The sequence below is a fragment of the Citrobacter sp. BIDMC107 genome, assembly GCF_001037575.1.
Classification (GTDB): domain Bacteria; phylum Pseudomonadota; class Gammaproteobacteria; order Enterobacterales; family Enterobacteriaceae; genus Citrobacter; species Citrobacter freundii.
Window position 1 is genome coordinate 363,110 of sequence record NZ_KQ089848.1, and the last position, 24,733, is coordinate 387,842.

Genomic DNA, 24,733 nt, shown 5'->3' on the forward strand with positions numbered 1-24,733 from the left:
CCATCAATATTATTTGCTGGTAACTGCATCAATACCGAGACTTTCGACAGAGACGCCTTTGGTTTCAATTCCGATGGTAGCAATGGCGACAGCGACAATAATGGAGACCGCACCCAGCAGTACAAATACACCCGTCACTCCATAACCATTAAGCAATACCGCGACCGCATAAGGCGCAGCGATACCACTGATACGTCCTACCGCATTCGCCAGACCAGAACCGCGGAGTTTCGCTTCGGTTGGCCATATTTCCGGAACATAGACTGCCGAGGCGTAGCAAACGTACATATAGACAAAAGTAATCAGGAAGAAACCAATTAGCGTAATCAGCAGCATGCTGGTTTGCAGTGAATAGATATATCCCAGCACGGCAATTAACACTAATAACCCCACACCCATGGTCTTTCTCGGAATTTTATCCATTACCAGCATGGCGATAAAAATCCCAAACGGCGCGCCGAACATACTCATGGTATTTAAGACAATGGAGTCTTTCAGATTAATGCCCTGTGTCATAAATATTGTCGGTAGCCAATTAATTAAGGTGTACTGGACGACGTTCATGGCAATCAGAACAAAGGAACCCAAAATAACCCGCTTCAGTAACACCCCTGTTAATAATGCGGAGTACGGAACAGAACACGGTTGTTTGCCATCATCATCTATTACGACTGGAGGCAGCGGCTTACCGGTCTGTCGAATGACACCTTCCTCAATTGCCCGCATCACCTTTTCGGCTTCCTGGTAGCGCCCGCGAGACTCCAGCCAGCGAGGCGACTCAGGGAAACTGCGCCAGGCAATAACCGTTGCTATGAGCGACAGCACCGCAGGAATCAACAACTGTACGCGCCAGTTCCATTCCGTGCTGATAAGTGGCGTCAGCCCCATCGCAATCAGCGAACAGAGTGGATAAGACCAGTTGCCGATAAACGAGACCCGACTCGACCATGTACCACGATTTCTACCAGGCATATATTCGGTAAACCCGGCAAATAAGGTCACTAACAGCGCGCCTAATCCAACTCCCATTACAAAACGGCAGGCGATCAGAAAGGTCATATTGGGTGAAAACGCACCCACGATCATAGAAATAATATGAATCGCTTCATATAGAATAAATGCGTTTTTACGCCCGATTTTATCGCCAATAATTCCCCCACCGAGCGCGCCGAGAAACATTCCTGCCGTCGTAATGGCAGAGAACGTGGCGGTGGTGGAATTATCAGTCCAGCCAAGTTCTTTTAACTGCGCGAGAATTAATCCGCCGACGGCATTACTCCAGCAAACCAGTAATCCGAAGGCAACCATCGCAAACATTGACGTATGCCAGCGACAGTCAGGTAGCCTGTCCAGTCTGGCGCCGCAGTGCGGTTTTGCTATTTGTTCCATGCGATAACGTCCTTTTAATAAACATGTTATTCATCAAAGTCGTAAGTCATGATGACTTTAATCGCGGTTTTATTGACCATGGCGTCAAATCCTTCGCGCCATTGCGATAGGCCGATACGGTGAGTGATCATCGGTTTGACCTTGATCGCTCCGCTGGCCAGCAGGCGTATGGCGTTGCGCCAGGATGTAGAATCGTAGGCCATATGGCCAATGATGCTTTTGTTCCACGCGGTGATGTCGTTGATGGAGAAATCGAGAGGTTTAAAGCCCATGCCGACGCGAACGACTTCACCATTCGGGCGCAGCATTTCGATCGATTGTTTCAGAGCTATATTGGCACCAGAGCATTCAATGACTAGCCCCAGATTGTCTTTACCGCAGATTTCCTGGCAACGTGCAACCACATCTTCGGTCGAACCGTTAACGACAGCTGTCGCGCCCAGGTCTTTGGCGATGGGGAAGCGTACGGCAACATCCTCTTCCAGCCCGACCATCACAATATTAACGGCCCCCATAATGCGCGCCATTTGCACGGAAAAGAGCCCTAATGGGCCGGTGCCGAAAACCACGACATCCTGGCCGGGAAGGAATTTGGATTGCTGAGCAATAGATTTGTAGGCGTTACAGATAGGATCCAGCACCGCCGCTTCTTCATAATCAACGCCTTGTGGGATTTCCCACAGCGCATGGCGGTGAATTTTGAGGATTTCTCCCGGCACCAGGCAATATTTAGAGAACCCTCCGCCCCATGTGTTGTTGTCGAGACCTAAGTTCACTTTTTCTGTACAACACAGAAAATCGCCTTGTTCGCAGGCCGGGCAAACACCGCAGACATGTCCACTATTGTCAGAAACCACCCGCTGACCGACTTTCCAGTCCTTAACTTTGTCGCCAACGCGGACAATTTTACCGGCGAACTCATGGCCGCGGATGGAGTTAAATTGATCAGATCCGCTATCAACATTGTAGTGTTTCATGTCCGCGCCGCAGATAGCCGCCGCTTTGATTTCAATCACGATGTCATCCGGGCCACAAACTGGTTCCGGTACATCAATCATCTTATAGCCGCCAAAGGCCTTGCCAAATCTTGCCAGTGCTTTCATTGAATTTTCCTTTGTGTTCAGTTTTGCATCAGTGACAATCATACTTATCCATATAATTTTTGAGGTCAACACAAAATCTTTAAAACACAGATTATTATCTGCATTTCACAACCAAGATCACAAATAAGTGCAAAGATGAATTGAAAACCAAGTGAACCTGGCAGCCGCTTCGCTAAAATGGCGTGAACCCCTTCGCATTTTTCCTGTTATGAAACTGTTAACCTGCGGGTGCTGTTTTTTTCGCCACGCCATTTCCGTGGCGTGTTTACTTGTTTAAATGTCAAAGAGGAACACCGATGAAACTATTGCCTTTGTTGGCAGCATTACCCTTGCTCTGCGCCAGCGTTGTTTCCGCCAATTCACTGATGTCAGTTGGCTACTTTAATGGCGGTGGCGACGTCACTGCCGGTCCTGGCGGCGACATCAATAAACTGGATGTTCGCCAGATAACTCATCTCAACTATTCGTTTGGCCTTGTCTACAACAACGAAAAAGACGAGACCAATGACGCCTTAAAAGACGCCAGCAAACTGCATCAAATTTGGCTTTCACAGAAAGTGCAGGATGATTTGCTGAAAATTCCACAGCTGCGTAAACAAAATCCAAACCTGAAAGTGTTACTTTCCGTCGGCGGTTGGGAAGCGCGTGGATTCTCTGGTGCGGCGGCAACGAAGGATACGCGCGCAGTGTTTATTCAGTCTGCGCAAGAGATAATTGCGAAATATGGTCTGGATGGCATCGACCTCGACTGGGAATATCCGGTTAACGGAGCCTGGGGACTGGTCGAAAGCCAACCGGCTGACCGCGCTAACTTTACCGCGCTGCTAACAGAACTGCGGACCGCATTGGGGCATAAAAAACTGCTGACCATCGCCGTGGGCGCAAATGCAGAAAGTCCGAAAAGCTGGGTGGATGTAAAAGCCATTGCACCATCGCTCGACTACATCAACCTGATGACCTATGACATGGCTTACGGCACCCAGTATTTTAACTCGAACCTGTATGATTCGACGCAATGGCCGACGGTCGCCGCGGCGGATAAATACAGCGCCGATTTTGTGGTCAGTAACTATCTCGCAGCCGGTCTGAAACCGAGCCAAATGAATCTGGGCATTGGCTTTTATGGACGCGTACCAAAACGCGCCGTTGAGCCAGGTATTGACTGGAGCAAACCTGACGCGCAGAAAAAACCGGCTACCCAGCCCTATTTCGAGTCAGCTCAAATTGAGTTGTTCAAATCACTGGGCGTCGACCTGAGCAAAGATACCTACGTGAAGTACAACGATATCGTGGCGAAGTTGATCAACGATCCGCAAAAACGCTTTAGCCAACATTGGGATGATGAAGCGAAAGTGCCGTGGCTGTCGGTGCAGTCTGCGGATGGAAAAACACTCTTTGCCCTCTCCTATGAAAATCCGCGTTCGGTGGCGATCAAAGCCGACTACATCAAAAGCAAAGGGTTGGGAGGCGCCATGTTCTGGGAGTACGGCGCAGATGACAATAATCAATTGGCGAAGCAGTTAGCCGATTCATTAGGCATCAAACACTGATCCCAACGCCTGACACAATAGGTTATGATTAGCGCATTCTGCTGCGCCAGCTTTTGGCGCAGCTCTTCATTTTCTACTGGAGGCATGAGCTTTATGGCTTTTATCCCTAAAAATTACGCCCGTCTGGAAGTCGGTTACCGGGAAAAGGCGCTTAAACTCTTTCCCTGGGTCTGTGGACGCTGTTCCCGTGAGTTCGTGTATTCAAATTTGCGCGAGTTGACGGTACACCATATCGATCACGATCACTCGAATAACCCAGAAGATGGTAGCAACTGGGAAATGTTGTGCCTGTACTGCCACGATCACGAGCATTCCAAATATACGGAAGCGGACCAGTATGGTTCAACGGTGGTTGCAGGAGAAGATGCGCAAAAGGCCGTAGGCGAAGCGAAATACAACCCGTTCGCCGATCTGAAAGCGATGATGAATAAGAAATAACATCAACTGCAGGCCCGACATCGATGTCTGCCGGGCCTGGGTAATCAGGATTTAAACGTCGCAATCGGTTCGGGCGTAATACCAAACTCAACCTTCAACTGCTGCTTGCTCTTCATCACCATCTCACCGTTGGTATCAATCGTCATATGCTGCGCGTCAATATTGTTACGCGCCTGCCATAACATCACCAACTGTAAGCTATTCTCTTTTTGTTCTGCTGTTAGCGCTACCCCATCCGGCCATTTTCCGAGCTCAACGGCAGTCGATAAGCGCTGATAAACTTCCGGCGTCATACTGTTGATCATCTCATCAAGATTCATGTTAAATCCACTCTCCGTAGAATAATTTGCTGAATCGTTTCTTCAACCCTTGGTTTGCTCACCGTTTTCACTATCAGTGAAGTTCAAAGACGCTGAGTTAACGCAGTACCGTTCACCGGTAGGTTTCGGCCCATCCGGGAAGACGTGTCCCAGGTGCGCATCACAGTTTCCGCAGCGGATTTCTATGCGCTGCATGCCGTGTGACGTATCTTTTATGTAATGGATAGCCTCATCGCTGACAGGCTCGTAAAAGCTGGGCCAGCCGCAGCCAGAGTCATATTTTGTCTCGGAACGAAATAGCGGTTTATCGCAGATCAGACAGTGGTAGATGCCGTCTCGCTTGTTATGCAGCAAACGCCCGGTAAATGGCGGTTCTGTCCCGTGATTCTGCGTCACGTAGAACTGCATTTCGGTTAAATTTTTTTTCAGTTCTTCTGGAGAAGGTTGATTAGCCATTTGCTCACATCTCGCTTTATCTAAACTCACATCGCGAGACAGATTCTAACAAAACATTAACACCGGAGTGCGAACTTTTGTTCTAAACTTGATCCTTGCGAAATGGCAGCCTGCAATTCGTGATCAGAATCACGTTTTTATCTTGATTGCCCTTTAAAATTCGGGCCGCCGACCCCATGTGGTTTCAAGCCCAAAGGAAGAGTGAGGCGAGTCAGTTGCGCAAAGCTTAGGCAGCAGATTGATTTGTCGCAATGATTGACACGATTCCGCTTGACGCTGCGTAAGGTTTTTGTAATTTTACAGGCAACCTTTTATTCACTAACAAATAGCTGGTGGAATATATGACTATCAAAGTAGGTATCAACGGTTTTGGCCGTATCGGTCGCATTGTTTTCCGTGCTGCTCAAGAACGTTCTGACATCGAGATCGTTGCAATCAACGACCTGTTAGACGCTGACTACATGGCTTACATGCTGAAATATGACTCCACTCACGGCCGTTTCAACGGTACCGTTGAAGTGAAAGACGGTCATCTGATCGTAAACGGTAAAAAAATCCGTGTTACCGCTGAACGTGATCCGGCTAACCTGAAATGGGACGAAGTTGGTGTTGACGTAGTAGCTGAAGCTACTGGCCTGTTCCTGACAGATGAAACCGCTCGTAAGCACATCACTGCTGGCGCGAAAAAAGTGGTTCTGACTGGTCCGTCCAAAGATAACACTCCGATGTTTGTTAAAGGCGCTAACTTTGACAAATACGAAGGTCAGGACATCGTTTCTAACGCTTCCTGCACCACTAACTGCCTGGCTCCGCTGGCTAAAGTTATCAACGACAACTTCGGCATCATCGAAGGTCTGATGACTACTGTTCACGCGACCACCGCTACTCAGAAAACCGTTGATGGCCCGTCTCACAAAGACTGGCGCGGCGGCCGCGGCGCATCCCAGAACATCATCCCGTCCTCTACCGGTGCAGCTAAAGCTGTAGGTAAAGTACTGCCAGAACTGAACGGCAAACTGACTGGTATGGCGTTCCGCGTTCCTACCCCGAACGTATCCGTTGTTGACCTGACCGTTCGTCTGGAAAAAGCTGCTTCTTACGAAGAAATTAAGAAAGCAATCAAAGCTGCTTCCGAAGGCCCGATGAAAGGCGTTCTGGGTTACACCGAAGACGACGTAGTATCTACCGATTTCAACGGTGAAGTTTGCACTTCCGTGTTCGATGCTAAAGCTGGTATCGCACTGAACGACAACTTCGTGAAACTGGTATCCTGGTACGACAACGAAACCGGTTACTCCAACAAAGTTCTGGACCTGATTGCTCACATCTCCAAATAAGTTGAGATGAGTATCTGATCCAAAAAGGCGACTTCGGTCGCCTTTTTTTATGACCAAAATATTCACATACCAAGGATTGCATCATGATTAACAAAATTTTCGCTCTCCCGGTCATTGAACAGCTTACCCCTGTCCTCTCCCGCCGTCAGCTTGATGAGCTTGAGGTTCTTGTTGTCGATCACCCCCAGGTTAAAGCGTCTTTCGCGCTACAGGGCGCACATCTTCTTTCCTGGAAACCAAACGGCGAAGAGGAAGTCCTGTGGTTAAGCAACAATACCCCGTTTAAAACCGGCGTAGCGCTGCGTGGCGGCGTACCAATTTGCTGGCCGTGGTTTGGTCCGGCTGCTCAGCAGGGCCTGCCTTCGCATGGTTTTGCCCGTAACTTGCCATGGACGCTGAAAGCGCACAACGAAGACGACAATGGCGTGGTGTTGACGTTTGAACTGCAGAGTAATGCCGAAACGCGTCAGCTTTGGCCGCACGAGTTTTGCCTGCTGGCCCGTTTCAAAGTGGGAGCCACCTGTGAGATGGTGCTGGAAGCTCACGGTGAGTTTGAAACCACCTCGGCACTGCATACCTATTTCAACGTTGGTGACATTGCGGCAGTGAAAGTTAGTGGTCTCGGCGATCGCCTGATCGATAAAGTGAATGATGCTAAAGAAGATGTGCTGGCTGATGGTATCCAGACCTTCCCGGACCGCACCGATCGTGTCTATCTGAATCCGGAAGCGTGCAGCGTGATTCATGATAATGCGTTGAATCGCAATATCGACGTTGTCCACCACCACCACCTGAATGTCGTGGGCTGGAACCCTGGCCCGGCGCTGTCCGTCAGTATGGGCGACATGCCGGATGATGGCTACAAAACGTTTGTTTGTGTAGAAACGGCTTACGCGACCGCTCCGCAGAAAACCACCGAAGAAAAACCATCTCGCCTCGCGCAGACTATTCGTGTTGCTAAACGCTAAGATAACTCTGCTCATCATGCCGGATGCGGCTAACGCCTTATCCGGCCTACAAACACACGCAGTCGTAGGCCTGATAAGCGCAGCGCCATCAGGCAAATCAGTGCAACATGCCGGATGCGGCATGCAAACCACACGCAGCCGTTGGCCTGATAAGCTGCGTGAGCAGCGTCATTTGGCAAATCAGGCCATATCCAGCGCTGTTTTACCTTTTGGCGCCGGATACGCCTTATCTAACTGCTTCAGCTCATCTACAGAGAGCGTTATCTCCAGCGCGGCGGCATTTTGTTCGACATGCGCTACGCTTGCGGCTTTTGGAATTGCTATTACACCCGACTGACGAATCACCCACGCCAGCAAAATCTGTGCAGCACTAACATTGTGCACGCGCGCAATGTCATTCACCACGGAATTAGAAAGCAAATCGCCACGCAGCCGTCCCGCCTGGGCCAGCGGACTGTATGCCATGACCGGCATCTGCTGCTGCTGGCACCACGGCAGTAAATCATATTCAATACCGCGCGAGGCTAAATGATAAAGCACCTGGTTAGTTGCACACTCCCGTCCACCGGGTACCTGCCATAACGCCTGCATATCATCATAATCGAGATTTGAGACGCCCCAACGGCGGATTTTCCCCTGCGTAATCAGTGTTTCCATGGCATCGACGGTCTCTGCAAATGAAAAATCGCCCATCCAGTGCAGCAAATAGAGATCCAGATAATCAGTTTTCAGTCGACGCAGGCTGGCTTCGCAGGCGGCAATGGCTTTCTGTCCACCGGCATTCCATGGGTAAACTTTCGAGACTAAAAAAGCGCTATCACGCCGTCCCATTAATGCTTCACCCACCACCTCTTCCGCTGCACCATCAGCGTACATTTCTGCGGTATCAATCAATCGCAGACCGAGATCCAGTCCGGCCTGCAGCGCAGACACTTCATCCCGGCGTCGGCTTGGATCCTCGCCCATGTACCATGTTCCCTGCCCAATAGCAGGAAGCGATACCTGGTCTGTAAACGTCACCTGTTTCGCTGTCATCGCACCCTCCTGTGTTAATGCACCACAGTAAAGCAAAACAACGTGCATGTGTCCTGTTAGGGTGCACAAATTGCACCATCATGATCTGGGGGTTGTCTTAATTTTAATGACGTAAAAAAGCCCGCATATCGCGCGGGCTTGAGTTTGACACCGAGTAGTATCAGAACTTGTAGGTCACACCTACCGAGAAGATGCCAGACCAGGACTTATCGACCATCGGGCTGTCTTTCACTTCATCACTCAAACGCACATAACGGCCAGTGCCGTACACGTTCCAGTTGCCAAGGAAGTTATAGCTCGCGGTCAACTCCAGGTACGGGTCCCATCCATCGTCAGCGTTGTAGCTATTCAGACCACTGCGGCGAGACTCGTGATTGGACACACCATAATAGTAGTCGTTGTAGTTTTCGCTGCTGTACTGCACACCGATACCCGGCGTCAGGGTCAGACCACCATTGGTGTAACGGTAGAGCCAGGCCAGATCCCAGATAAAGCCGTTGCTGTTATCCAGGGTATCACCCGCCAGTGCGGTACGCAGGAAACCATACTGGGTGTTATGTACATATGATAGACCAGCCATCAAGCTGCTTTTACGCTTGTCGAGTTGGCGTAAAGCATGGCTATCGCTATCACCCGGCTTGAAATGCGTCGGATCATAGTACGCCATGATGGAAAGCTTATCTGCCGTATCATTCCACAAATAGTAACCGCCACCCAAGCCGCGGAACCACACATTATCGCCTTCATAGGTGACAACCGGAACAGGGTAAACATCGCGGTCATACTGTTTGTACGGGCTGTTAATCACACCAACACCCGCGCCAACAGTCCACTGACTTTCCGCCTGTGCGGTGCTAACTGCGGTTGCGGCAAGGACGCCAAGTGCCAGAAGTTTGAGTTTGGTCACAATCCATAATTCCTTATTCAAATGTGTAGCGGTCAAAGTGTAACCGCCAATACGCTTCAGCCCAACTATTTTACGTATTCACCCCAGAATGTAACCCCCTAATTTCTCAGCGAGTGATGACATTTTGCTTGCAGCACGGTGAACACCGCATGAATCCCGCTCCAATTCTTTACATAAGATGTGCTTTTTTTGCTGATGAGTTATTGATATGCCATTGAAATTCATTTGCGCACACAGGCAAGTTTTGCAAATGCCATCTACGCTTAATTTTAGAAGGTGTATCACCGAATACGTTGATCTCCTGACCACTAAAATGGCATGAGAGTTGCTTATTTCTTCAGCAGCGACGTCGTTCAGTTTACCTCTTCAGGGGCCTCTACTATTCATATGAACGGCTCTTAACATGTGCTAAAAAACGAAAGGACGGCATACCATGAATATATTCGATCACTATCGCCAGCGTTATGAAGCTGCCAAGGACGAAGAGTTCACGCTGCAGGAGTTTCTTACCACTTGTCGGCAAGATCGCAGTGCTTATGCCAACGCGGCAGAGCGGCTATTAATGGCTATTGGTGAGCCTGTCATGGTTGACACTGCCCATGAACCTCGACTTTCTCGACTCTTTTCGAATCGGGTAATTGCACGCTATCCCGCTTTTGAAGAGTTTTACGGCATGGAAGACGCCATTGAGCAGATTGTTTCTTATTTGAAGCATGCGGCTCAAGGTCTGGAAGAGAAGAAGCAGATTCTGTATCTGCTGGGGCCTGTGGGAGGGGGGAAATCATCTCTTGCTGAGCGGCTGAAGTCGCTGATGCAACGAGTACCGATTTATGTCCTGAGCGCGAATGGCGAACGTAGCCCAGTCAACGATCATCCGTTATGCCTGTTTAATCCGCAGGAAGACGCGCAGATCCTGGAAAAAGAGTATGGGATCCCGCGTCGTTATCTCGGTACGATCATGTCGCCGTGGGCTGCTAAACGTCTGCATGATTTTGGCGGGGACATTACAAAATTCCGCGTCGTAAAAGTCTGGCCGTCTATTCTGGAGCAGATCGCTATCGCTAAAACGGAGCCTGGTGATGAAAACAACCAGGATATTTCTGCGCTGGTCGGGAAAGTGGATATTCGTAAACTCGAACACCACGCCCAGAACGATCCTGATGCCTACGGTTATTCGGGCGCACTGTGCCGCTCAAACCAAGGGATTATGGAGTTCGTTGAGATGTTTAAAGCACCGATTAAAGTGCTGCATCCTCTGCTGACCGCCACCCAGGAAGGAAACTACAACGGGACAGAAGGTATCTCCGCCCTGCCGTTTAACGGGATTATTCTTGCCCACTCGAACGAGTCTGAATGGGTAACGTTCCGTAATAACAAAAACAATGAGGCGTTCCTTGACCGTGTTTACATCGTCAAAGTGCCTTATTGCCTGCGGATCTCTGAAGAGATCAAAATTTACGAAAAACTGCTTAACCACAGTGAGCTGACCCATGCGCCTTGCGCACCGGGCACGTTGGAAACGCTCTCTCGCTTTACCATTCTTTCTCGCCTGAAAGAACCTGAGAACTCGAGCATTTACTCGAAGATGCGCGTTTACGATGGCGAAAGCCTGAAAGATACCGATCCAAAAGCGAAATCCTATCAGGAGTATCGGGATTACGCCGGGGTTGATGAGGGAATGAACGGTCTGTCCACGCGTTTCGCGTTTAAGATCCTCTCTCGCGTCTTTAACTTTGACCATGCCGAAGTGGCAGCTAACCCGGTTCATCTGTTCTACGTACTGGAGCAGCAAATCGAGCGTGAACAGTTCCCGCAGGAGCAAGCTGAGCGTTATCTTGAGTTCCTGAAAGGCTATCTGATCCCGAAATATGCTGAATTCATCGGCAAGGAGATCCAGACAGCTTATCTCGAATCCTATTCCGAATACGGACAGAACATTTTCGACCGTTATGTCACTTATGCGGATTTCTGGATTCAGGATCAGGAGTATCGCGATCCAGATACCGGTCAGCTGTTTGATCGCGAGTCACTGAACTCAGAACTGGAGAAAATTGAGAAGCCGGCGGGTATCAGTAACCCGAAAGATTTCCGTAACGAGATCGTCAACTTTGTTCTGCGTGCCAGAGCGAATAACAGCGGTCGCAATCCAAACTGGACCAGTTACGAAAAACTACGCACGGTTATTGAGAAGAAAATGTTCTCCAATACCGAGGAGCTGCTGCCGGTCATTTCGTTCAATGCTAAAACCTCGACTGACGAGCAGAAAAAACACGACGATTTTGTCGACCGTATGATGGAAAAAGGCTACACGCGTAAACAGGTGCGTTTACTGTGCGAATGGTATTTGCGCGTACGTAAATCGTCTTAACATAAGTGCCCGGTGGCGCATGCGCTTACCGGGCTTGCAAAACAATGTTCCGTAGGCCGGATAGCGACAGCGCCATCCGGCACTTACAGACATGGCGAACAGTTGGCAGTACGGGGGGCTTATGACCTGGTTTATTGACCGGCGTCTTAACGGCAAAAACAAGAGCACGGTAAACCGCCAGCGCTTCTTACGCCGTTATAAATCGCAAATTAAACAGTCGATCTCCGAGGCCATTAACAAGCGTTCGGTGACTGATGTGGATAGCGGCGAATCTGTCTCTATTCCGACTGATGATATTAGCGAACCAATGTTTCATCAGGGACGTGGTGGCCTGCGCCATCGCGTACATCCGGGTAACGACCATTTTGTGCAGAATGACCGCATTGAACGCCCACAGGGCGGCGGTGGCGGCTCAGGAAGTGGACAAGGCCAGGCCAGCCAGGATGGTGAGGGTCAGGATGAGTTCGTCTTTCAGATCTCTAAAGATGAATATCTTGATCTGTTGTTCGAAGATTTAGCACTTCCTAACCTGAAGCAGAATCAGCAGCGTCAGTTAACGGAGTATAAAACACACCGGGCAGGTTTTACCTCTAACGGTGTGCCTGCCAACATTAGCGTGGTGCGATCCCTGCAAAACTCACTGGCGCGCCGTACGGCGATGACAGCGGGTAAGCGTCGCGAACTGCATGCTCTCGAAGCGGATCTGGAAACCATCGCGAAAAGCGAACCAGCGCAGTTGCTGGAAGAGGAACGGTTACGCAAAGAGATTGCCGAACTGCGGGCAAAAATCGAACGCGTGCCATTTATCGACACCTTTGATTTACGCTACAAAAATTATGAAAAACGCCCCGACCCTTCCAGCCAGGCGGTGATGTTCTGCCTGATGGACGTCTCTGGTTCGATGGATCAGTCGACCAAAGATATGGCTAAACGTTTTTATATCCTGCTGTATCTGTTCTTAAGCCGGACCTATAAGAACGTGGAGGTGGTTTATATTCGCCACCATACCCAGGCGAAAGAAGTGGATGAACATGAGTTCTTCTACTCTCAGGAAACCGGGGGAACCATTGTCTCCAGTGCGCTGAAGTTAATGGATGAAGTGGTGAAAGATCGCTACAACCCTGCCCAGTGGAACATCTATGCTGCACAGGCATCGGACGGTGATAACTGGGCAGATGATTCACCGCTGTGTCATGAGATTTTGGCGAAAAAGCTACTGCCAGTGGTACGCTATTACAGCTATATCGAAATCACTCGCCGCGCCCACCAAACCTTATGGCGTGAATACGAACATCTGCAATCAACCTTTGATAACTTTGCGATGCAGCATATCCGCGACCAGGATGATATTTACCCGGTATTTCGCGAACTGTTTCATAAGCAAAGTACGACCAGTAACAATTAATCTAAACAAATCAGTCAGCGCGTAGATGTGCTGACTGATTTTATAAATAGTGCCCCATCCTGTTTTTATTTTCCCTTAACAGAGCAGCAGGCAATGTAGTTTAGCTGATGACGTTGCGAACGGAAGAAGCGAAACATTTTCAGGAACCGACGACGATTTTCGCTCGTGCGTAAGCCGTTAAACACAATTTTAACTGCCCCTGTAAGCCCTTCATCACGAATTAATCCGCGCGGTGACATCAGCGACATGTTGCCATTCTGCTGCAAGACCTGTTCGAACCCGCAGTTAAGAAACAAATCACGCCAGCCTTGTCTGGTCATTGGGCTAACGTTTGATTTCACCACATCGACAAGCTGGCCCTGTTCGCCCGCGCCCAGTTTTTGGACGGTGAACATAATATCGTGGGTGAGCAGGCGCCCACCGGGCTTCAACACGCGATAATATTCGGCAATTAACTTCGCCTTCGCTTTATCGGCATACATTGTCAGCATGGCTTCGTTAATCACAACATCAAAACTGTTATCCGCAAAAGGCAGGGTACTGGCATTCGCAGCCATCACATGGATGTGATTTTCCAGACCATTTGCTGCCACATTATTTCTGGCATTAGACAGCGCGGTTTTATCCATATCGATAGCGTAGACCGTACAACCAAAGCGTTGAACTATCTCTATTGCCGTGGTGGCCATATTACAGGCCACTTCCAGAACCTGGCTGCCGGGCGTCAGTTGTGACTGGCTAAACAACCATTCTGTTGCTTCAACGCCGCCCGGACGCAGACGTGTTTTGCCCAGGCTGGCTAAAAATGTATGACCCGCTTTTTCAGTCGCGCTCATTGGCCTGTCTCCTTTTATAAGATGCATTATAAATACAACATTAAGAGTTAAAGGTGAAGCGCGCGAATGATTTTTATTACAAAATGTCCTTGCCCGTAGCGTTAGAGCGGATGTATGCCGTGTGATAGACTGAACTATCAGACTTACAGGGCTGTAAATCATTATGAAATTGCATCATAAAGCGCTCAGGCTCTTTATCTCCGTCAGCGTAATTGTTTTGACGTCTTCTTTTTTGGTTTATGAGCTCATTGCCAGCGATAAAGCAATGAATGCGTACATGCGCTATATCAATGAGAAAGCCGACTCATCGTTTCTCTATGATAAGTACACAAATCAAAGCATCGCAGCCCATCTGATGCGCACATTTTCGTCCCCCCAGGAGCCAGCCTCTCTCGAACAGCAAAAAGCACTTTGCACCGCTTTCGACAGCGTTAACGGCGCTCATGGGCTCAACCTTACTAAGCACAACTATCTGCCATTGCACGGTACGTTGCAGACCACCTCAACAAAATGTAGTGAACAGCTTGATGACATTTTTCTGCTGCCTTCTTTTGACCGGGCGGTCAATGTTAATCGTCAGCAGAAAGATTACGGTCAGGGATTAGGGACGTTAGAGTATAAATTTCGATATTACGTCGATCTCAAAAATAACTACGTCTATTTCTATGATTTGATCGACTCGCGGAAATTTGCGATACACAACTGGTCGTTTTTGCAAAAAGGTACGCTGGGAATCGACCAAAATGATATTGATGGTATTTTCACCGGCCGCACGGTGATTTCCAGTATTTATGAAGATAACCTGACCGAGAAAAAAGTGATGAGCTTTTTAACACCGGTCTACTACACCGGTAAGTTAAAAGGTGTGGTGATGGTAGATATTAATAAAGAGAATTTACAGAATATTTTCTATACCAGCGACCGCCCTCTCGTCTGGCGCTATCTTAACGTAACGGTCTCGGATACCAGCTCCGGTAAAGAGATTCTCGTTCATAAAAGTGAAACCGATCTGTTCCGCTATGTTCACTATGAGAAGGACATACCCGGTGGTATACGCATCACACTCTCACTCGATGTTATGTATTTTATTGTCTCGTCCTGGAAGATATTCGCATTCTATTTACTGGCAACGATATTACTGCTGAATATGGTCAGAACGCATTTTCGGCTGTATCACAACGTCACGCGGGAAAATGTTAGTGATGCGATGACCGGGCTCTACAACCGTAAAATTTTAACGCCGGCGCTTGAGCAGCGTTTGCAACAGTTGGTGAACACGGGAACGCTCGTCACCTTTATCGCCATCGACTGCGATAAACTGAAAGTCATCAATGACACGTTAGGGCATAAAGAAGGCGATCGGATTATCACTCATCTGGCCAAAGCCATTCAAAGCTCTATTCGCAAAAGCGACTACGCCATCCGCCTCGGCGGCGATGAGTTTTGTATTATCCTCATCGACCACCCCAGTGATTTAACGCCCCGCCTGCTGGAGAGAATTCGCTATAACTTACAAATTATTGCGCATGATATATCCATCAGCTTCTCCGCCGGGGTTTATAATATGCAGCCGAACGACACTATTGATGATGCTTACAAAGCATCTGATGCACAGCTCTATCTGAACAAACAGAAAAAACACGCCGGTGCGTGATTATTTTTCTGCAGGATTTTCATTGTTGTACCAGGAGTAAGTCATGACGGAAGTGAACAAAGGTAACGCAACGCATCAGCGTTTAATCTCGCTGTTGTCAGAGCAAGGCGCAACGTACCGCGTGGTAAGCCATGAAGCCGTCGGCAAATGTGAGGCAGTTTCTGAAATTCGTGGTACCGCACTGGGCCAGGGAGCAAAAGCGCTGGTCTGCAAAGTAAAAGGCAACGGCGTCAATCAGCATGTTCTGGCGATCCTCTCTGCCGATCAGCAGGCCGACCTGAGCCGGTTAGCCAGCCATATTGGCGGGTTGAGAGCGTCTCTTGCCAGCCCGGCGGAGGTAGATGAACTGACTGGCTGCGTATTTGGCGCTATCCCACCGTTCAGTTTTCATCCTAATCTCAAGCTGGTCGCTGATCCGCTATTGTTTGAGCGTTTTCATGAAATTGCGTTTAATGCCGGGTTGCTGGAAAAATCCGTGATCATGGATACCGCAGATTACCTGCGTATCGCGCAACCTGAATTAATCCCTTTCCGCCGCGAACAATAATAGTCTGCGTTAGCAGTAAAAAACGTCGCATCGTGCGTTAGCCCAAAAAAAATCATAATCATTAAAAAAAGCCTGTTCCGTCACGCATTTACGCGTACAGTAAGCAGGCTTATTTTTTCTTTTGGCAAGGAAACTACGATGTTTGATGTCACTCTGCTGATCCTCCTCGGACTGGCAGCTCTGGGCTTTGTCAGCCACAACACCACTGTCGCTGTTTCAATTCTGGTGCTGATCATTGTCCGTGTTACCCCTCTGAATACTTTCTTCCCCTGGATTGAAAAACAGGGCCTGACCGTCGGGATTATCATTCTGACCATTGGCGTCATGGCACCGATCGCCAGCGGAACGCTACCGCCCTCCACGCTCATCCACTCCTTTGTAAACTGGAAATCACTGGTCGCTATTGCCGTCGGGGTATTTGTCTCATGGCTCGGCGGACGCGGCGTTACGCTAATGGGCAGTCAGCCCCAGCTTGTTGCCGGATTACTGGTGGGCACGGTACTGGGCGTGGCGCTGTTTCGCGGTGTGCCGGTGGGGCCGCTTATTGCGGCAGGCCTGGTCTCGTTGATTGTTGGGAAGCAGTAGCCAGCCCGTTCAGATAACGGCCTGGCGTCTGCCCCAGGCCTTTTTTGAACATAGTGATAAATGCCGTGGTCGAATCGTACCCGAGCATTTGCGCGACCTGTTGTACATTGCGGCCATCGATCAACGCCTGCAACGCCAGAATCAGCTGGAGCTGGTGACGCCAGCGGCGAAAACTCAACCCCGTTTCTTTGACGACCAGACGAGCAAGGTTACGTTCACTCATCGCAAATACGCTGGCCCATTGTCCCAACGTCTGCCATTGTGCAGGCTCTTTCGCCATCGTTGCGACCATTCTGCGAATTTTCGGGTGATCGGAAACCGGTAACTGCATCTGCTCCTGGGGTTGCTGCGGGAGTTCATCAAACAACACTTGCGTCAGCCGCTGAGTTGCCGGTTCCAGTCGCTGAGCATCCGATTTGGACGCCAGCGCCAGAATGAGTTCCCGACATAACGGGGCGATTTTCAGCGTGCAGCAACGTTCAGGCATCACGACAGCCTGCGGCTCAATAAATAGAAAACACAATTGCGCGCCCACGGTAACGTGGTTGCTGTGTGGAATTTCGCCAGGGATCCACACCGCATATTGCGGAGGCACCATCCACATAGCGTTTTCAACTTCACAGGTGATCGCGCCATGCAGCGCCAGGATCAACTGTCCCTTACGATGCTGATGCAGCGGACTGAAAAGTTCATCTTCCCGAGCCTGAATACAAAATGCTACCGCCGCATCGTGGTGCAAATCGGGCTCATATCCATCCAGTCTCAGTCCCAACATAAGAATGTCCTATTTTAGCGATAATCTGTCATTTTAGCTTGATTCATCCATAGTGTAAAAACGCTAAAGTATCGCCTCGCCTGACGATATGAGAAAAAAATGATTACTACACCTTCCTCCCGTGGCAAAAATGCAGCGTTGCTGATCGCGGGGATCCTGATGATTGCCACCACACTGCGCGTCACCTTTACCGGCGCAGCCCCGTTGCTGGATGCCATTCGCGCCGACTACGGCTTGAGTACCGCCCAGACTGGGCTTCTGACTACCCTGCCGCTGCTGGCCTTCGCGCTGGTATCACCCCTGGCTGCCGCCGTTGCGCGCCGCTGGGGCATCGAACGTAGCCTGTTTGCCGCGATGCTGTTGATTTGCGTAGGTATTGCGATTCGTTCGCTGCCTTCCTCAGGGTTCCTGTTTAGCGGTACCGCCATCATTGGTTGCGGAATCGCGTTGGGAAATGTGCTGTTACCCGGATTGATTAAGCGTGATTTTTCCCAGCATGTGGCGAAACTCACTGGCGCATACTCGCTGACCATGGGCGCGGCGGCGGCACTGGGCTCGGCAATTGTGGTTCCATTGGCACTAAATGGATTTGACTGGCGCGGTGCGTTGATGGTGCTGATGGCCTTCCCGCTGCTGGCGCTGATTATCTGGTTGCCCCAATGCCGCCAGACTGCTCATGCCAGCCTGAGTAACTCGCGCGCCTTGCATTCCCGCGCGATCTGGCGCTCTGGCCTAGCCTGGCAAGTGACGCTGTTTCTGGGGATCAACTCCCTTGTCTATTACGTCATCATTGGCTGGCTACCCGCCATTTTAATTAGCCATGGCTACAGTGAATCTCAGGCCGGTTCGTTGCATGGTTTACTGCAGCTGGCGACTGCCGCGCCGGGAATATTGATCCCTCTCGTCCTGAACAGATTTAAGGATCAGCGCGCCATCGCCGCTCTGGTTTCGTTAATGTGCGCCGTCGGCGCGGCGGGATTCGCCATAATGCCCGAACAGGCATTGCTATGGACCATCCTGTTTGGCTTTGGCTCAGGCGCGACGATGATCCTCGGCTTAACCTTTATTGGCCTGCGCGCAAGCTCAGCGCATCAGGCTGCAGCGCTCTCCGGCATGGCGCAGTCTGTCGGATATTTACTGGCCGCCTGCGGGCCACCGCTGATGGGGAAAATTCACGACCTCAACGGTAGTTGGCTGATTCCATTAACGGGTGTCGCCGTGTTAGCGATGCTGATGGCGGTGTTTGGTTTGTGCGCGGGGCGCAATCGGGAGATCGCGAGCGCATAATGCAGAGGGCAGGTTCGCGGACAACCTGCCCAATATTTATCCGCGCGCGGCGCGCAGCATCGCCTGAACCAGAGGTACGGGTTTTCCCGCCAGCGCTCCGCGTTCATGCTGAAAGAGCGTGCCGACATAAAATGGATGTGTCACCAGCTCAATGGCACGAATATCACCAGCCTCATCCCAACCGGTCACACGGAGATCGCCACGCTCCAGCTCAGCGGCAAAATCTTCCGATACGCCGTAGTTGCAGTGATATCCCTCCGAGATAACATCCCGTCCGTAGGCTTTGGCAATCAGCGTATTGGCCCGAAGCTCAATATCATCCGTTTTTTCTACCAGCGAGCAGGTCAACGGTGCTATCACCATCCGACCCGTGGTGTCCGTCTCCGCGTGGGCGGCGTCGATCCAGCCCAGCACGTTGCGGGCATACTCCAGAATGGCATGTTGAAAGCCGCCACAGGTACCCAGGAATGGGATGCTGTTTTCACGCGCATAGCGTATCGCGATCAGCGCCCCTTCCAGGTGGCGATAAGGACTGCCTGGAACGACCCAAATGGCATCATAACCTACCAGGTCCTCACTGCTGCTGATATCAGATGTGGTTAGCCAGTCATAATCAGCCACTAATTCCAGGACGGCAGCGGCATCATCAATGGCAAGAGGAATAGCCTGATGCGCCACAATATCGGGGTTGTAATCGCCCACCAGCGCAATGCGAAGCGTATCTTTAATCGGGGAAATTTCCATTAAACGTTCCTTATGTCCAGACAATGAGGGACACTATAAGGAGCCTCAGCCTACCGATTTTTTGTTGGTATCACAATCCCTTAAATTGGGAGTCAGGGCTGGCGGAATGCTATAATGGTCACGTTTTACGATCTTATTTAACCGTAATAGCGATAGCTTAATGGAGCGGATGAAGAGATGAATATTCAGTGCAAACGTGTGTATGACCCGGCAGAAAAAAGCGATGGTTACCGCGTGTTGGTCGACCGGTTATGGCCTCGCGGGGTGAAAAAGAGCGATCTTATTTTCAACGAATGGAATAAAGCACTTACCCCGTCATCTGATTTACGTAAGGCATTCCACGCAGAGTTGATTGATTTCTCGCATTTTTCTGAGCAATATCGCGCTGAACTGGCTCAACAGCAGCAAGAAGGAAAGCGCCTCGCAGAGATTGCCCGACAGCAAACCTTAACGCTACTGTATGCGGCGAAAAATACCCAGCAAAACCACGCGCTGGTGCTCGCTGAGTGGCTACGTCAATGCTGACCGCGTATCACTTGCCCGCTGTCGGATGATCTCTACGCCAGAGCGCCCATTCATCAATCACTTCCCCTCCGGGTAGTTTGCAGTCTGACCTTACGCCTTGCGGAGTCTGCACCGCAACCAGCGTACCGCCCTTTTGTTCGCAATACACCGATGCCGGATTCGCCATGCCGATTTTTGGTGGTTTAGGGGCATCAGGCTGCGTTGTACACCCCGCCAGCACCAGCAAGCCGGGCAAAATAATAGACGCTAGTTTCATCTCTACTCCTGTTTAAAAGTATTATTCCGGCAGGTTACCCCGACTTCCCTTCTATCTCCATGTTTTACGTTCTAATTTCAATTTTATGATTACATTTCAGCCAGAAACACGTGTTTCATCTTGCTCCCTGATGTTCTATCATGCGCCCACGCCAGCCTTGTCATCACTCAGGAGTATTTACACCTCATGTCGGACATGATCCTTGCCAGAGTCTCACAATCCTTAGCCACGGAGCAGTCAGTTGAGAGTCTGGTACGCCAACTTCTGGAAATGCTGGAAGTAGTGACTGAGATGGAATCTACATACTTGACCAAGGTCGATCTGGATGCCCGTCTGCAGCATATTCTGTATGCGCGTAATAGCTGCCAAATGCAGATCCCCGAAGGGCTGTCCGTACCGTGGGATGAGACGCTGTGCAAACGCGCTATTGAGGAAAACTGTCTGTACAGCGACAACGTGCCCGTACGATGGCCGGAATGTACCACCGCTCGCGCACTGGACATCACCACTTTTCTGAGTACTCCCGTTCATCTTCCGGACGGAACGTTTTACGGTACGCTCTGCGCCACCAGTCGCCGCCAGCATGCGTTAAGCGAACGTGGTGAACAGGTGTTGCATCTGTTTGCCGGACTAATCGCCCAGTCTATTCAAAAAGAGTCGCTGGTTGCTCAGTTACGTGAAGCGAACGCTGCGCTGATTGCTCACTCCTACACCGATGCCCTGACCGGATTACCGAATCGGCGCGCAATTTTTGAAAATGTAGAGACCCTTTTTTCGCTCGCCCGCCACCTCAGGCAGAAGATAGTTGTCGCCTATATCGATTTGGATGATTTCAAATTGATCAATGACCGCTTTGGCCACGAGGTTGGCGACCAGTTCCTGATCCAGATTGGCCACCGCCTGCTGCGTAAATGTAGTGATAATGACATTCTCGGTCGACTGGGCGGTGACGAATTTTTAGTCGCTCGCCTGTCGCCGGAAGATGACAGGGAGCAACGTGTTCGTCTGCAGCAGGTGAAACATCAGTTGCAGCAGCAAATTTGCGGCGACTATCACCTGGGCGATATTCATCTGTTTTATCCTGGTGCCAGTCTGGGCGTGGTGGAAATTGATCCGCTGGAGACTGATGTAAACTGTGCGCTTCATCTCGCAGACAGCGCAATGTACAAGGATAAAAAGCGTCAGGATAAAACCGCTTTTGTCGTACATTAACCCCTGCTATGCTGACTCGTCTTTAAATAACTCTGGTAGATAATCGTATGCGACTCGGTATTATTTTCCCTGTCATTATTTTCATTTCCGCTGTCGTTTTCTTATCCTGGTTTTTTATTGGCGGTTACGCTGCGCCTGGAGCATAACGATGAAAAAAACAACGCTTATTATGATTGGCGTGGCTATCATCGTGGTTCTGGGCACGGAACTGGGGTGGTGGTAACCAAAGAAAAAGGCCACTTATCAGTGGCCTCTATTGTCTGCATGTTTACTTAACTTTTGACTTTTCTATAGATAAACAACACCACAATCGCACCGATAACCGCTACGACAAAACTGCCAAAGTTGAAACCATCAACTTTACCAAAACCAAAGAAGGTACTGATCCAGCCACCCACTACCGCACCGACAACCCCTAAGATGATGGTCATAAAGAATCCGCCGCCATCTTTACCCGGCATAATCCATTTTGCCAAAATCCCAGCGATAAGACCGAAAATCACCCATGAAATAATGCCCATAATATCCCTCACTTATGTTTTTAAGTTAACGATTCGCTCGTTGTATAAAAGCATAGCATAGCGCTGAAAAATTAAAATTTGTGATCGGTATCACCTGCTATTTTCATCTTTTTCTGATCTTTCATAAGGTTAAACCATTCGATGCGACATTTTCCCTGACGTAGCTCGTCATTAATGTCGAATCGTCAGTCATTCTGCTTTACTCATTCGCCCTCAGTCCCTGCAATTACTGGGTTTTCACTTCTGGCACGATTTATGCTTAAACAGCCGGTCACTATGACAAATCGTAGTCCGCGATGCGTATCGCGCGGCTCCGTTTACAATTCGCGCTATTTCAGCATTTAACAGGTCTGTTATTGATGAAAAAAATCACCAGTGTATGCCCATACTGTGGGGCCGGGTGCAAGCTCAAGCTTGTTGTTGAGAATAACAAAATCATCCGCGCCGAGGCCGCAGAGGGTGTAACGAACCAAAATCAGTTATGCCTGAAAGGCTACTATGGTTGGGATTTTCTTAACGACACTCGCCTTCTGACTCCCCGTCTGACTCGCCCGATGATCCGTTATGAAAAAGGTGGAAAATTCACTCCCGTTAGCTGGGATGAAGCCATTCGTTACACCGCAAAACGCTTATCTGAAATCAAAAATACCTATGGCCCCCGCGCCATTATGACCACCGGGTCTTCACGTGGAACAGGGAATGAAACCAACTACGTGATGCAAAAATTCGCACGTGGCGTTCTCCATACCAATAATGTCGATTGCTGCGCCCGTGTCTGTCACGGCCCTTCCGTTGCCGGGTTACAGGAAACATTAGGCAATGGCGCCATGAGCAATTCCATCAGCGACATTGAAAACTCAAAATGCTTGCTGATCTTTGGCTATAACTGCGCCGACTCGCACCCGATCGTGGCCCGCCGGGTAATTAAAGCTCGCCAGAACGGCGCAAAAATCATTGTCTGCGACCCACGTCGTATTGAAACTGCTCGTATCGCTGACCAACATTTGCAGTTAAAAAACGGTTGTAATATGGCACTGGTTAACGCCTTTGGCCATGTCCTCATCGAAGAGCAACTCTACGATCGCGAGTATGTACAAAAGCATGCGGAAGGACTGGAAACATACTGGGAAACCGTGAAGGACTATGCGCCTGAAGCCGTTGAACATTTAACGGGTGTTCCCGCACAGCAGGTTCGTCAGGCGATGCGTACATTTGCCGCAGCGCCATCGGCAACCGTGATGTGGGGAATGGGCGTCACCCAGTTTGGCCAGGCCGTTGACGTGGTTCGTGGTTTGTCGAGCCTGGCGTTGCTGACCGGCAATCTGGGACGTCCTAACGTCGGCGTTGGGCCGGTGCGTGGGCAGAATAACGTGCAAGGCGCGTGCGATATGGGGGTACTGCCTAACCAGTTCCCTGGGTATCAGGACGTGACCGATTTCACCGTCAGGGAGAAATTCGCCAACGCCTGGGGCATTGACGTTAATCAGATGGATGACAAGGTTGGGACGCGCATCACCGAAGTTCCGCATCTGGCTATTGAAGGCAAAATTAAAGCCTACTACATCATGGGGGAAGATCCGTTGCAAACCGAGGCCGATTTAGGTCTGGTCCGCGAAGGGTTTAACGCGCTCGATTTTATTGTCGTGCAGGATATCTTCATGACCAAGACAGCGGAAATGGCCGACGTCCTCCTGCCGGCTACCTCCTGGGGCGAACACGGCGGCGTCTTTACCTGCGCCGATCGTGGATTCCAGCGTTTTGAAAAAGCGATTGAACCCTCAGGTGATGTCAAGCGTGACTGGGAGATCATCAGCCTGCTGGCCAGTGAAATGGGCTATCCCATGCGGTATCAAAGTAACCAGCAAATCTGGGATGAGATGCGCGAGCTGTGCCCGCTGTTCTACGGCGTAACCTATGAGAAAATGGGTGAAATGGGGCATGTTCAGTGGCCATGTCCGGAGCTCGATCACCCCGGCACACCTTACCTTTACGCGAACAGCCAGTTTGATACCGCCAATGGCAAAGGCAAACTGTTTGCCGCACAATGGCGAGCGCCCGCAGAAGTTCCTGATGAAAAGTATCCGCTGGTCCTGTGTACCGTGCGTGAAGTTGGGCACTACTCCTGTCGTTCAATGACCGGCAACTGCGCAGCGCTGCAAGCCCTGGCAGATGAGCCTGGGTATGTGCAAATCAATACTCATGATGCAGAAAAACTGGGTATTCGTCATCGTGACCTGGTATGGGTCAGCTCGCGTCGTGGTAAGGTCATCAGCCGCGCGGATGTATCCGAGCGTATCAATACCGGAACGGTGTATATGACCTATCAATGGTGGATTGGTGCGTGTAACGAGTTAACCCAGGATAACCTCGATCCTATTTCGAAAACGCCGGAAACCAAATATTGCGCCGTAAGTATTGAGCACATTAGCGATCAGGGATGGGCTGAAAAGTATGCCGCACAGACGTATAGCGACATGAAATCACGCTTGTGCGAGGCCATTGCGTAAGTCACCTC

25 protein-coding genes and 1 pseudogene are annotated in these 24,733 nt (G+C 50.1%); 15 read left to right on the forward strand and 11 right to left on the reverse strand.

Annotation, left to right across the window (positions count from 1 at the left end; genetic code table 11):
• Positions 1-9: 9 nt before the first annotated feature.
• Both SK39_RS01735 and SK39_RS01740 read right to left on the reverse strand, forming a co-directional pair.
• A complete protein-coding gene (locus tag SK39_RS01735) occupies positions 10-1,389 on the reverse strand; it encodes an MFS transporter (protein WP_047715846.1) in 1,380 nt (459 codons plus the stop codon).
• A 26-nt stretch (positions 1,390-1,415) separates the two neighbouring features.
• Complete coding sequence (locus SK39_RS01740) at positions 1,416-2,492, reverse strand: zinc-binding dehydrogenase (RefSeq protein WP_044700068.1); 1,077 nt, start codon at positions 2,490-2,492, stop codon at positions 1,416-1,418.
• A 296-nt stretch (positions 2,493-2,788) separates the two neighbouring features.
• Between SK39_RS01740 and chiD the strand changes: the two genes are divergently transcribed.
• Together chiD and yajD are read left to right on the forward strand one after the other, a co-directional pair.
• Positions 2,789-4,042, forward strand: a complete 1,254-nt coding sequence (gene chiD / locus SK39_RS01745) for a chitinase ChiD (RefSeq protein WP_048216543.1) — start codon at positions 2,789-2,791, stop codon at positions 4,040-4,042.
• Between the two features lie 93 nt (positions 4,043-4,135).
• Positions 4,136-4,480 (forward strand): HNH nuclease YajD, encoded by a 345-nt coding sequence (yajD, locus tag SK39_RS01750; RefSeq protein WP_003832478.1) that lies wholly within the window; start codon positions 4,136-4,138, stop codon positions 4,478-4,480.
• Between the two features lie 44 nt (positions 4,481-4,524).
• Here the strand turns inward: yajD and SK39_RS01755 are convergent, their stop codons facing one another.
• On the reverse strand, positions 4,525-4,800 hold the full coding sequence (locus tag SK39_RS01755) for a YeaC family protein (RefSeq protein ID WP_003030693.1): 276 nt from the start codon (positions 4,798-4,800) through the stop codon (positions 4,525-4,527).
• 42 nt (positions 4,801-4,842) lie between these two features.
• A complete protein-coding gene (gene msrB, locus SK39_RS01760) occupies positions 4,843-5,256 on the reverse strand; it encodes a peptide-methionine (R)-S-oxide reductase MsrB (RefSeq protein WP_003030695.1) in 414 nt (137 codons plus the stop codon).
• Between the two features lie 341 nt (positions 5,257-5,597).
• On the opposite strand from msrB, the gene gapA reads away from it, so the two are divergent.
• Together gapA and SK39_RS01770 are read left to right on the forward strand one after the other, a co-directional pair.
• Positions 5,598-6,593: a glyceraldehyde-3-phosphate dehydrogenase gene (gene gapA / locus SK39_RS01765; protein WP_003030697.1), complete on the forward strand. Its 996-nt coding sequence runs from the start codon at positions 5,598-5,600 to the stop codon at positions 6,591-6,593.
• A gap of 83 nt (positions 6,594-6,676) precedes the next feature.
• Entirely contained in the window at positions 6,677-7,561 is an 885-nt protein-coding gene (locus tag SK39_RS01770; protein ID WP_048216544.1) for a D-hexose-6-phosphate mutarotase, read from the forward strand.
• A 180-nt stretch (positions 7,562-7,741) separates the two neighbouring features.
• On the opposite strand, the gene SK39_RS01775 is transcribed toward SK39_RS01770, so the two are convergent.
• Positions 7,742-8,596 carry an aldo/keto reductase gene (locus SK39_RS01775; protein ID WP_032949094.1) on the reverse strand — a complete coding sequence of 285 codons (855 nt, stop codon included), beginning with the start codon at positions 8,594-8,596 and terminating at the stop codon, positions 7,742-7,744.
• Positions 8,597-8,756: 160 nt separating this feature from the next.
• Positions 8,757-9,503: a MipA/OmpV family protein gene (locus SK39_RS01780; protein WP_003030706.1), complete on the reverse strand. Its 747-nt coding sequence runs from the start codon at positions 9,501-9,503 to the stop codon at positions 8,757-8,759.
• 433 nt (positions 9,504-9,936) lie between these two features.
• On the opposite strand from SK39_RS01780, the gene yeaG reads away from it, so the two are divergent.
• Positions 9,937-11,871 carry a protein kinase YeaG gene (gene yeaG / locus SK39_RS01785; protein ID WP_003030707.1) on the forward strand — a complete coding sequence of 645 codons (1,935 nt, stop codon included), beginning with the start codon at positions 9,937-9,939 and terminating at the stop codon, positions 11,869-11,871.
• 121 nt (positions 11,872-11,992) lie between these two features.
• Positions 11,993-13,276, forward strand: coding sequence for a YeaH/YhbH family protein (locus tag SK39_RS01790; protein ID WP_003030708.1), 1,284 nt, complete (start codon positions 11,993-11,995; stop codon positions 13,274-13,276).
• Positions 13,277-13,341: 65 nt separating this feature from the next.
• Here SK39_RS01790 and SK39_RS01795 read toward each other — a convergent pair whose 3' ends face one another.
• Complete coding sequence (locus tag SK39_RS01795) at positions 13,342-14,112, reverse strand: class I SAM-dependent methyltransferase (protein ID WP_048216545.1); 771 nt, start codon at positions 14,110-14,112, stop codon at positions 13,342-13,344.
• A gap of 163 nt (positions 14,113-14,275) precedes the next feature.
• Here SK39_RS01795 and dgcJ point away from each other — a divergent pair, with 163 nt between their 5' ends.
• From dgcJ to SK39_RS01810, 3 genes are all read left to right on the forward strand, one after another.
• On the forward strand, positions 14,276-15,766 hold the full coding sequence (gene dgcJ / locus SK39_RS01800) for a diguanylate cyclase DgcJ (RefSeq protein ID WP_003846667.1): 1,491 nt from the start codon (positions 14,276-14,278) through the stop codon (positions 15,764-15,766).
• Between the two features lie 43 nt (positions 15,767-15,809).
• Complete coding sequence (locus SK39_RS01805) at positions 15,810-16,313, forward strand: YbaK/prolyl-tRNA synthetase associated domain-containing protein (RefSeq protein ID WP_003030712.1); 504 nt, start codon at positions 15,810-15,812, stop codon at positions 16,311-16,313.
• A gap of 138 nt (positions 16,314-16,451) precedes the next feature.
• Entirely contained in the window at positions 16,452-16,898 is a 447-nt protein-coding gene (locus SK39_RS01810) for a DUF441 domain-containing protein (RefSeq protein WP_003832453.1), read from the forward strand.
• Here SK39_RS01810 and SK39_RS01815 read toward each other — a convergent pair.
• Positions 16,881-17,673: pseudogene (locus SK39_RS01815) on the reverse strand (AraC family transcriptional regulator); the annotation flags it as partial. The gene SK39_RS01810 and the pseudogene SK39_RS01815 sit on opposite strands and share 18 nt — an antisense overlap.
• Before the next feature lie 99 nt (positions 17,674-17,772).
• Here SK39_RS01815 and SK39_RS01820 point away from each other — a divergent pair.
• A complete protein-coding gene (locus SK39_RS01820) occupies positions 17,773-18,960 on the forward strand; it encodes a CynX/NimT family MFS transporter (RefSeq protein WP_048216546.1) in 1,188 nt (395 codons plus the stop codon).
• 36 nt (positions 18,961-18,996) lie between these two features.
• Here the strand turns inward: SK39_RS01820 and SK39_RS01825 are convergent, their stop codons facing one another.
• Positions 18,997-19,704 (reverse strand): CTP synthase C-terminal region-related (seleno)protein, encoded by a 708-nt coding sequence (locus tag SK39_RS01825; RefSeq protein ID WP_003846671.1) that lies wholly within the window; start codon positions 19,702-19,704, stop codon positions 18,997-18,999.
• 177 nt (positions 19,705-19,881) lie between these two features.
• Between SK39_RS01825 and SK39_RS01830 the strand changes: the two genes are divergently transcribed.
• Positions 19,882-20,229 (forward strand): DUF488 domain-containing protein, encoded by a 348-nt coding sequence (locus SK39_RS01830; RefSeq protein ID WP_003030722.1) that lies wholly within the window; start codon positions 19,882-19,884, stop codon positions 20,227-20,229.
• 7 nt (positions 20,230-20,236) lie between these two features.
• Here SK39_RS01830 and SK39_RS01835 read toward each other — a convergent pair whose 3' ends face one another.
• A complete protein-coding gene (locus tag SK39_RS01835) occupies positions 20,237-20,485 on the reverse strand; it encodes a putative hemolysin (protein WP_003840866.1) in 249 nt (82 codons plus the stop codon).
• Positions 20,486-20,671: 186 nt separating this feature from the next.
• Between SK39_RS01835 and SK39_RS01840 the strand changes: the two genes are divergently transcribed.
• The 3 genes from SK39_RS01840 to yoaJ are packed head-to-tail and all read left to right on the forward strand — an operon-like array spanning position 20,672 to position 21,920.
• Positions 20,672-21,697 (forward strand): sensor domain-containing diguanylate cyclase, encoded by a 1,026-nt coding sequence (locus SK39_RS01840; protein ID WP_032936130.1) that lies wholly within the window; start codon positions 20,672-20,674, stop codon positions 21,695-21,697.
• A gap of 47 nt (positions 21,698-21,744) precedes the next feature.
• Positions 21,745-21,843, forward strand: a complete 99-nt coding sequence (locus SK39_RS27035; protein WP_032941789.1) for a YoaK family small membrane protein — start codon at positions 21,745-21,747, stop codon at positions 21,841-21,843.
• Positions 21,844-21,845: 2 nt separating this feature from the next.
• The gene (gene yoaJ / locus SK39_RS27040; protein WP_099530266.1) at positions 21,846-21,920 is read left to right on the forward strand and encodes a protein YoaJ; all 75 of its coding nucleotides are present in this window, start codon (positions 21,846-21,848) and stop codon (positions 21,918-21,920) included.
• A 49-nt stretch (positions 21,921-21,969) separates the two neighbouring features.
• Here the strand turns inward: yoaJ and SK39_RS01845 are convergent, their stop codons facing one another.
• The gene (locus SK39_RS01845) at positions 21,970-22,218 is read right to left on the reverse strand and encodes a GlsB/YeaQ/YmgE family stress response membrane protein (protein ID WP_003030729.1); all 249 of its coding nucleotides are present in this window, start codon (positions 22,216-22,218) and stop codon (positions 21,970-21,972) included.
• Between the two features lie 359 nt (positions 22,219-22,577).
• On the opposite strand from SK39_RS01845, the gene fdhF reads away from it, so the two are divergent.
• The gene (gene fdhF / locus SK39_RS01850) at positions 22,578-24,725 is read left to right on the forward strand and encodes a formate dehydrogenase subunit alpha (RefSeq protein ID WP_016150099.1); all 2,148 of its coding nucleotides are present in this window, start codon (positions 22,578-22,580) and stop codon (positions 24,723-24,725) included.
• The last annotated feature ends 8 nt before the right edge of the window (positions 24,726-24,733 follow it).

Bases quoted from the DNA above. Each gene is read 5' to 3' on its own strand.
- SK39_RS01770 (WP_048216544.1), top strand. From the start codon at position 6,677: ATGATTAACAAAATTTTCGCTCTCCCGGTCATTGAACAGCTTACCCCT.
- SK39_RS01805 (WP_003030712.1), top strand. From the start codon at position 15,810: ATGACGGAAGTGAACAAAGGTAACGCAACGCATCAGCGTTTAATCTCG.
- gapA (WP_003030697.1), top strand. From the start codon at position 5,598: ATGACTATCAAAGTAGGTATCAACGGTTTTGGCCGTATCGGTCGCATT.
- SK39_RS01840 (WP_032936130.1), top strand. From the start codon at position 20,672: ATGTCGGACATGATCCTTGCCAGAGTCTCACAATCCTTAGCCACGGAG.
- SK39_RS01810 (WP_003832453.1), top strand. From the start codon at position 16,452: ATGTTTGATGTCACTCTGCTGATCCTCCTCGGACTGGCAGCTCTGGGC.
- SK39_RS01755 (WP_003030693.1), bottom strand. From the start codon at position 4,800: ATGAATCTTGATGAGATGATCAACAGTATGACGCCGGAAGTTTATCAG.
- SK39_RS01845 (WP_003030729.1), bottom strand. From the start codon at position 22,218: ATGGGCATTATTTCATGGGTGATTTTCGGTCTTATCGCTGGGATTTTG.
- SK39_RS01830 (WP_003030722.1), top strand. From the start codon at position 19,882: ATGAATATTCAGTGCAAACGTGTGTATGACCCGGCAGAAAAAAGCGAT.
- yajD (WP_003832478.1), top strand. From the start codon at position 4,136: ATGGCTTTTATCCCTAAAAATTACGCCCGTCTGGAAGTCGGTTACCGG.
- SK39_RS01835 (WP_003840866.1), bottom strand. From the start codon at position 20,485: ATGAAACTAGCGTCTATTATTTTGCCCGGCTTGCTGGTGCTGGCGGGG.
- SK39_RS01825 (WP_003846671.1), bottom strand. From the start codon at position 19,704: ATGGAAATTTCCCCGATTAAAGATACGCTTCGCATTGCGCTGGTGGGC.
- SK39_RS01820 (WP_048216546.1), top strand. From the start codon at position 17,773: ATGATTACTACACCTTCCTCCCGTGGCAAAAATGCAGCGTTGCTGATC.
- SK39_RS01740 (WP_044700068.1), bottom strand. From the start codon at position 2,492: ATGAAAGCACTGGCAAGATTTGGCAAGGCCTTTGGCGGCTATAAGATG.
- SK39_RS01795 (WP_048216545.1), bottom strand. From the start codon at position 14,112: ATGAGCGCGACTGAAAAAGCGGGTCATACATTTTTAGCCAGCCTGGGC.
- yeaG (WP_003030707.1), top strand. From the start codon at position 9,937: ATGAATATATTCGATCACTATCGCCAGCGTTATGAAGCTGCCAAGGAC.
- SK39_RS27035 (WP_032941789.1), top strand. From the start codon at position 21,745: ATGCGACTCGGTATTATTTTCCCTGTCATTATTTTCATTTCCGCTGTC.
- SK39_RS01735 (WP_047715846.1), bottom strand. From the start codon at position 1,389: ATGGAACAAATAGCAAAACCGCACTGCGGCGCCAGACTGGACAGGCTA.
- chiD (WP_048216543.1), top strand. From the start codon at position 2,789: ATGAAACTATTGCCTTTGTTGGCAGCATTACCCTTGCTCTGCGCCAGC.
- SK39_RS01775 (WP_032949094.1), bottom strand. From the start codon at position 8,596: ATGACAGCGAAACAGGTGACGTTTACAGACCAGGTATCGCTTCCTGCT.
- SK39_RS01790 (WP_003030708.1), top strand. From the start codon at position 11,993: ATGACCTGGTTTATTGACCGGCGTCTTAACGGCAAAAACAAGAGCACG.
- dgcJ (WP_003846667.1), top strand. From the start codon at position 14,276: ATGAAATTGCATCATAAAGCGCTCAGGCTCTTTATCTCCGTCAGCGTA.
- fdhF (WP_016150099.1), top strand. From the start codon at position 22,578: ATGAAAAAAATCACCAGTGTATGCCCATACTGTGGGGCCGGGTGCAAG.
- msrB (WP_003030695.1), bottom strand. From the start codon at position 5,256: ATGGCTAATCAACCTTCTCCAGAAGAACTGAAAAAAAATTTAACCGAA.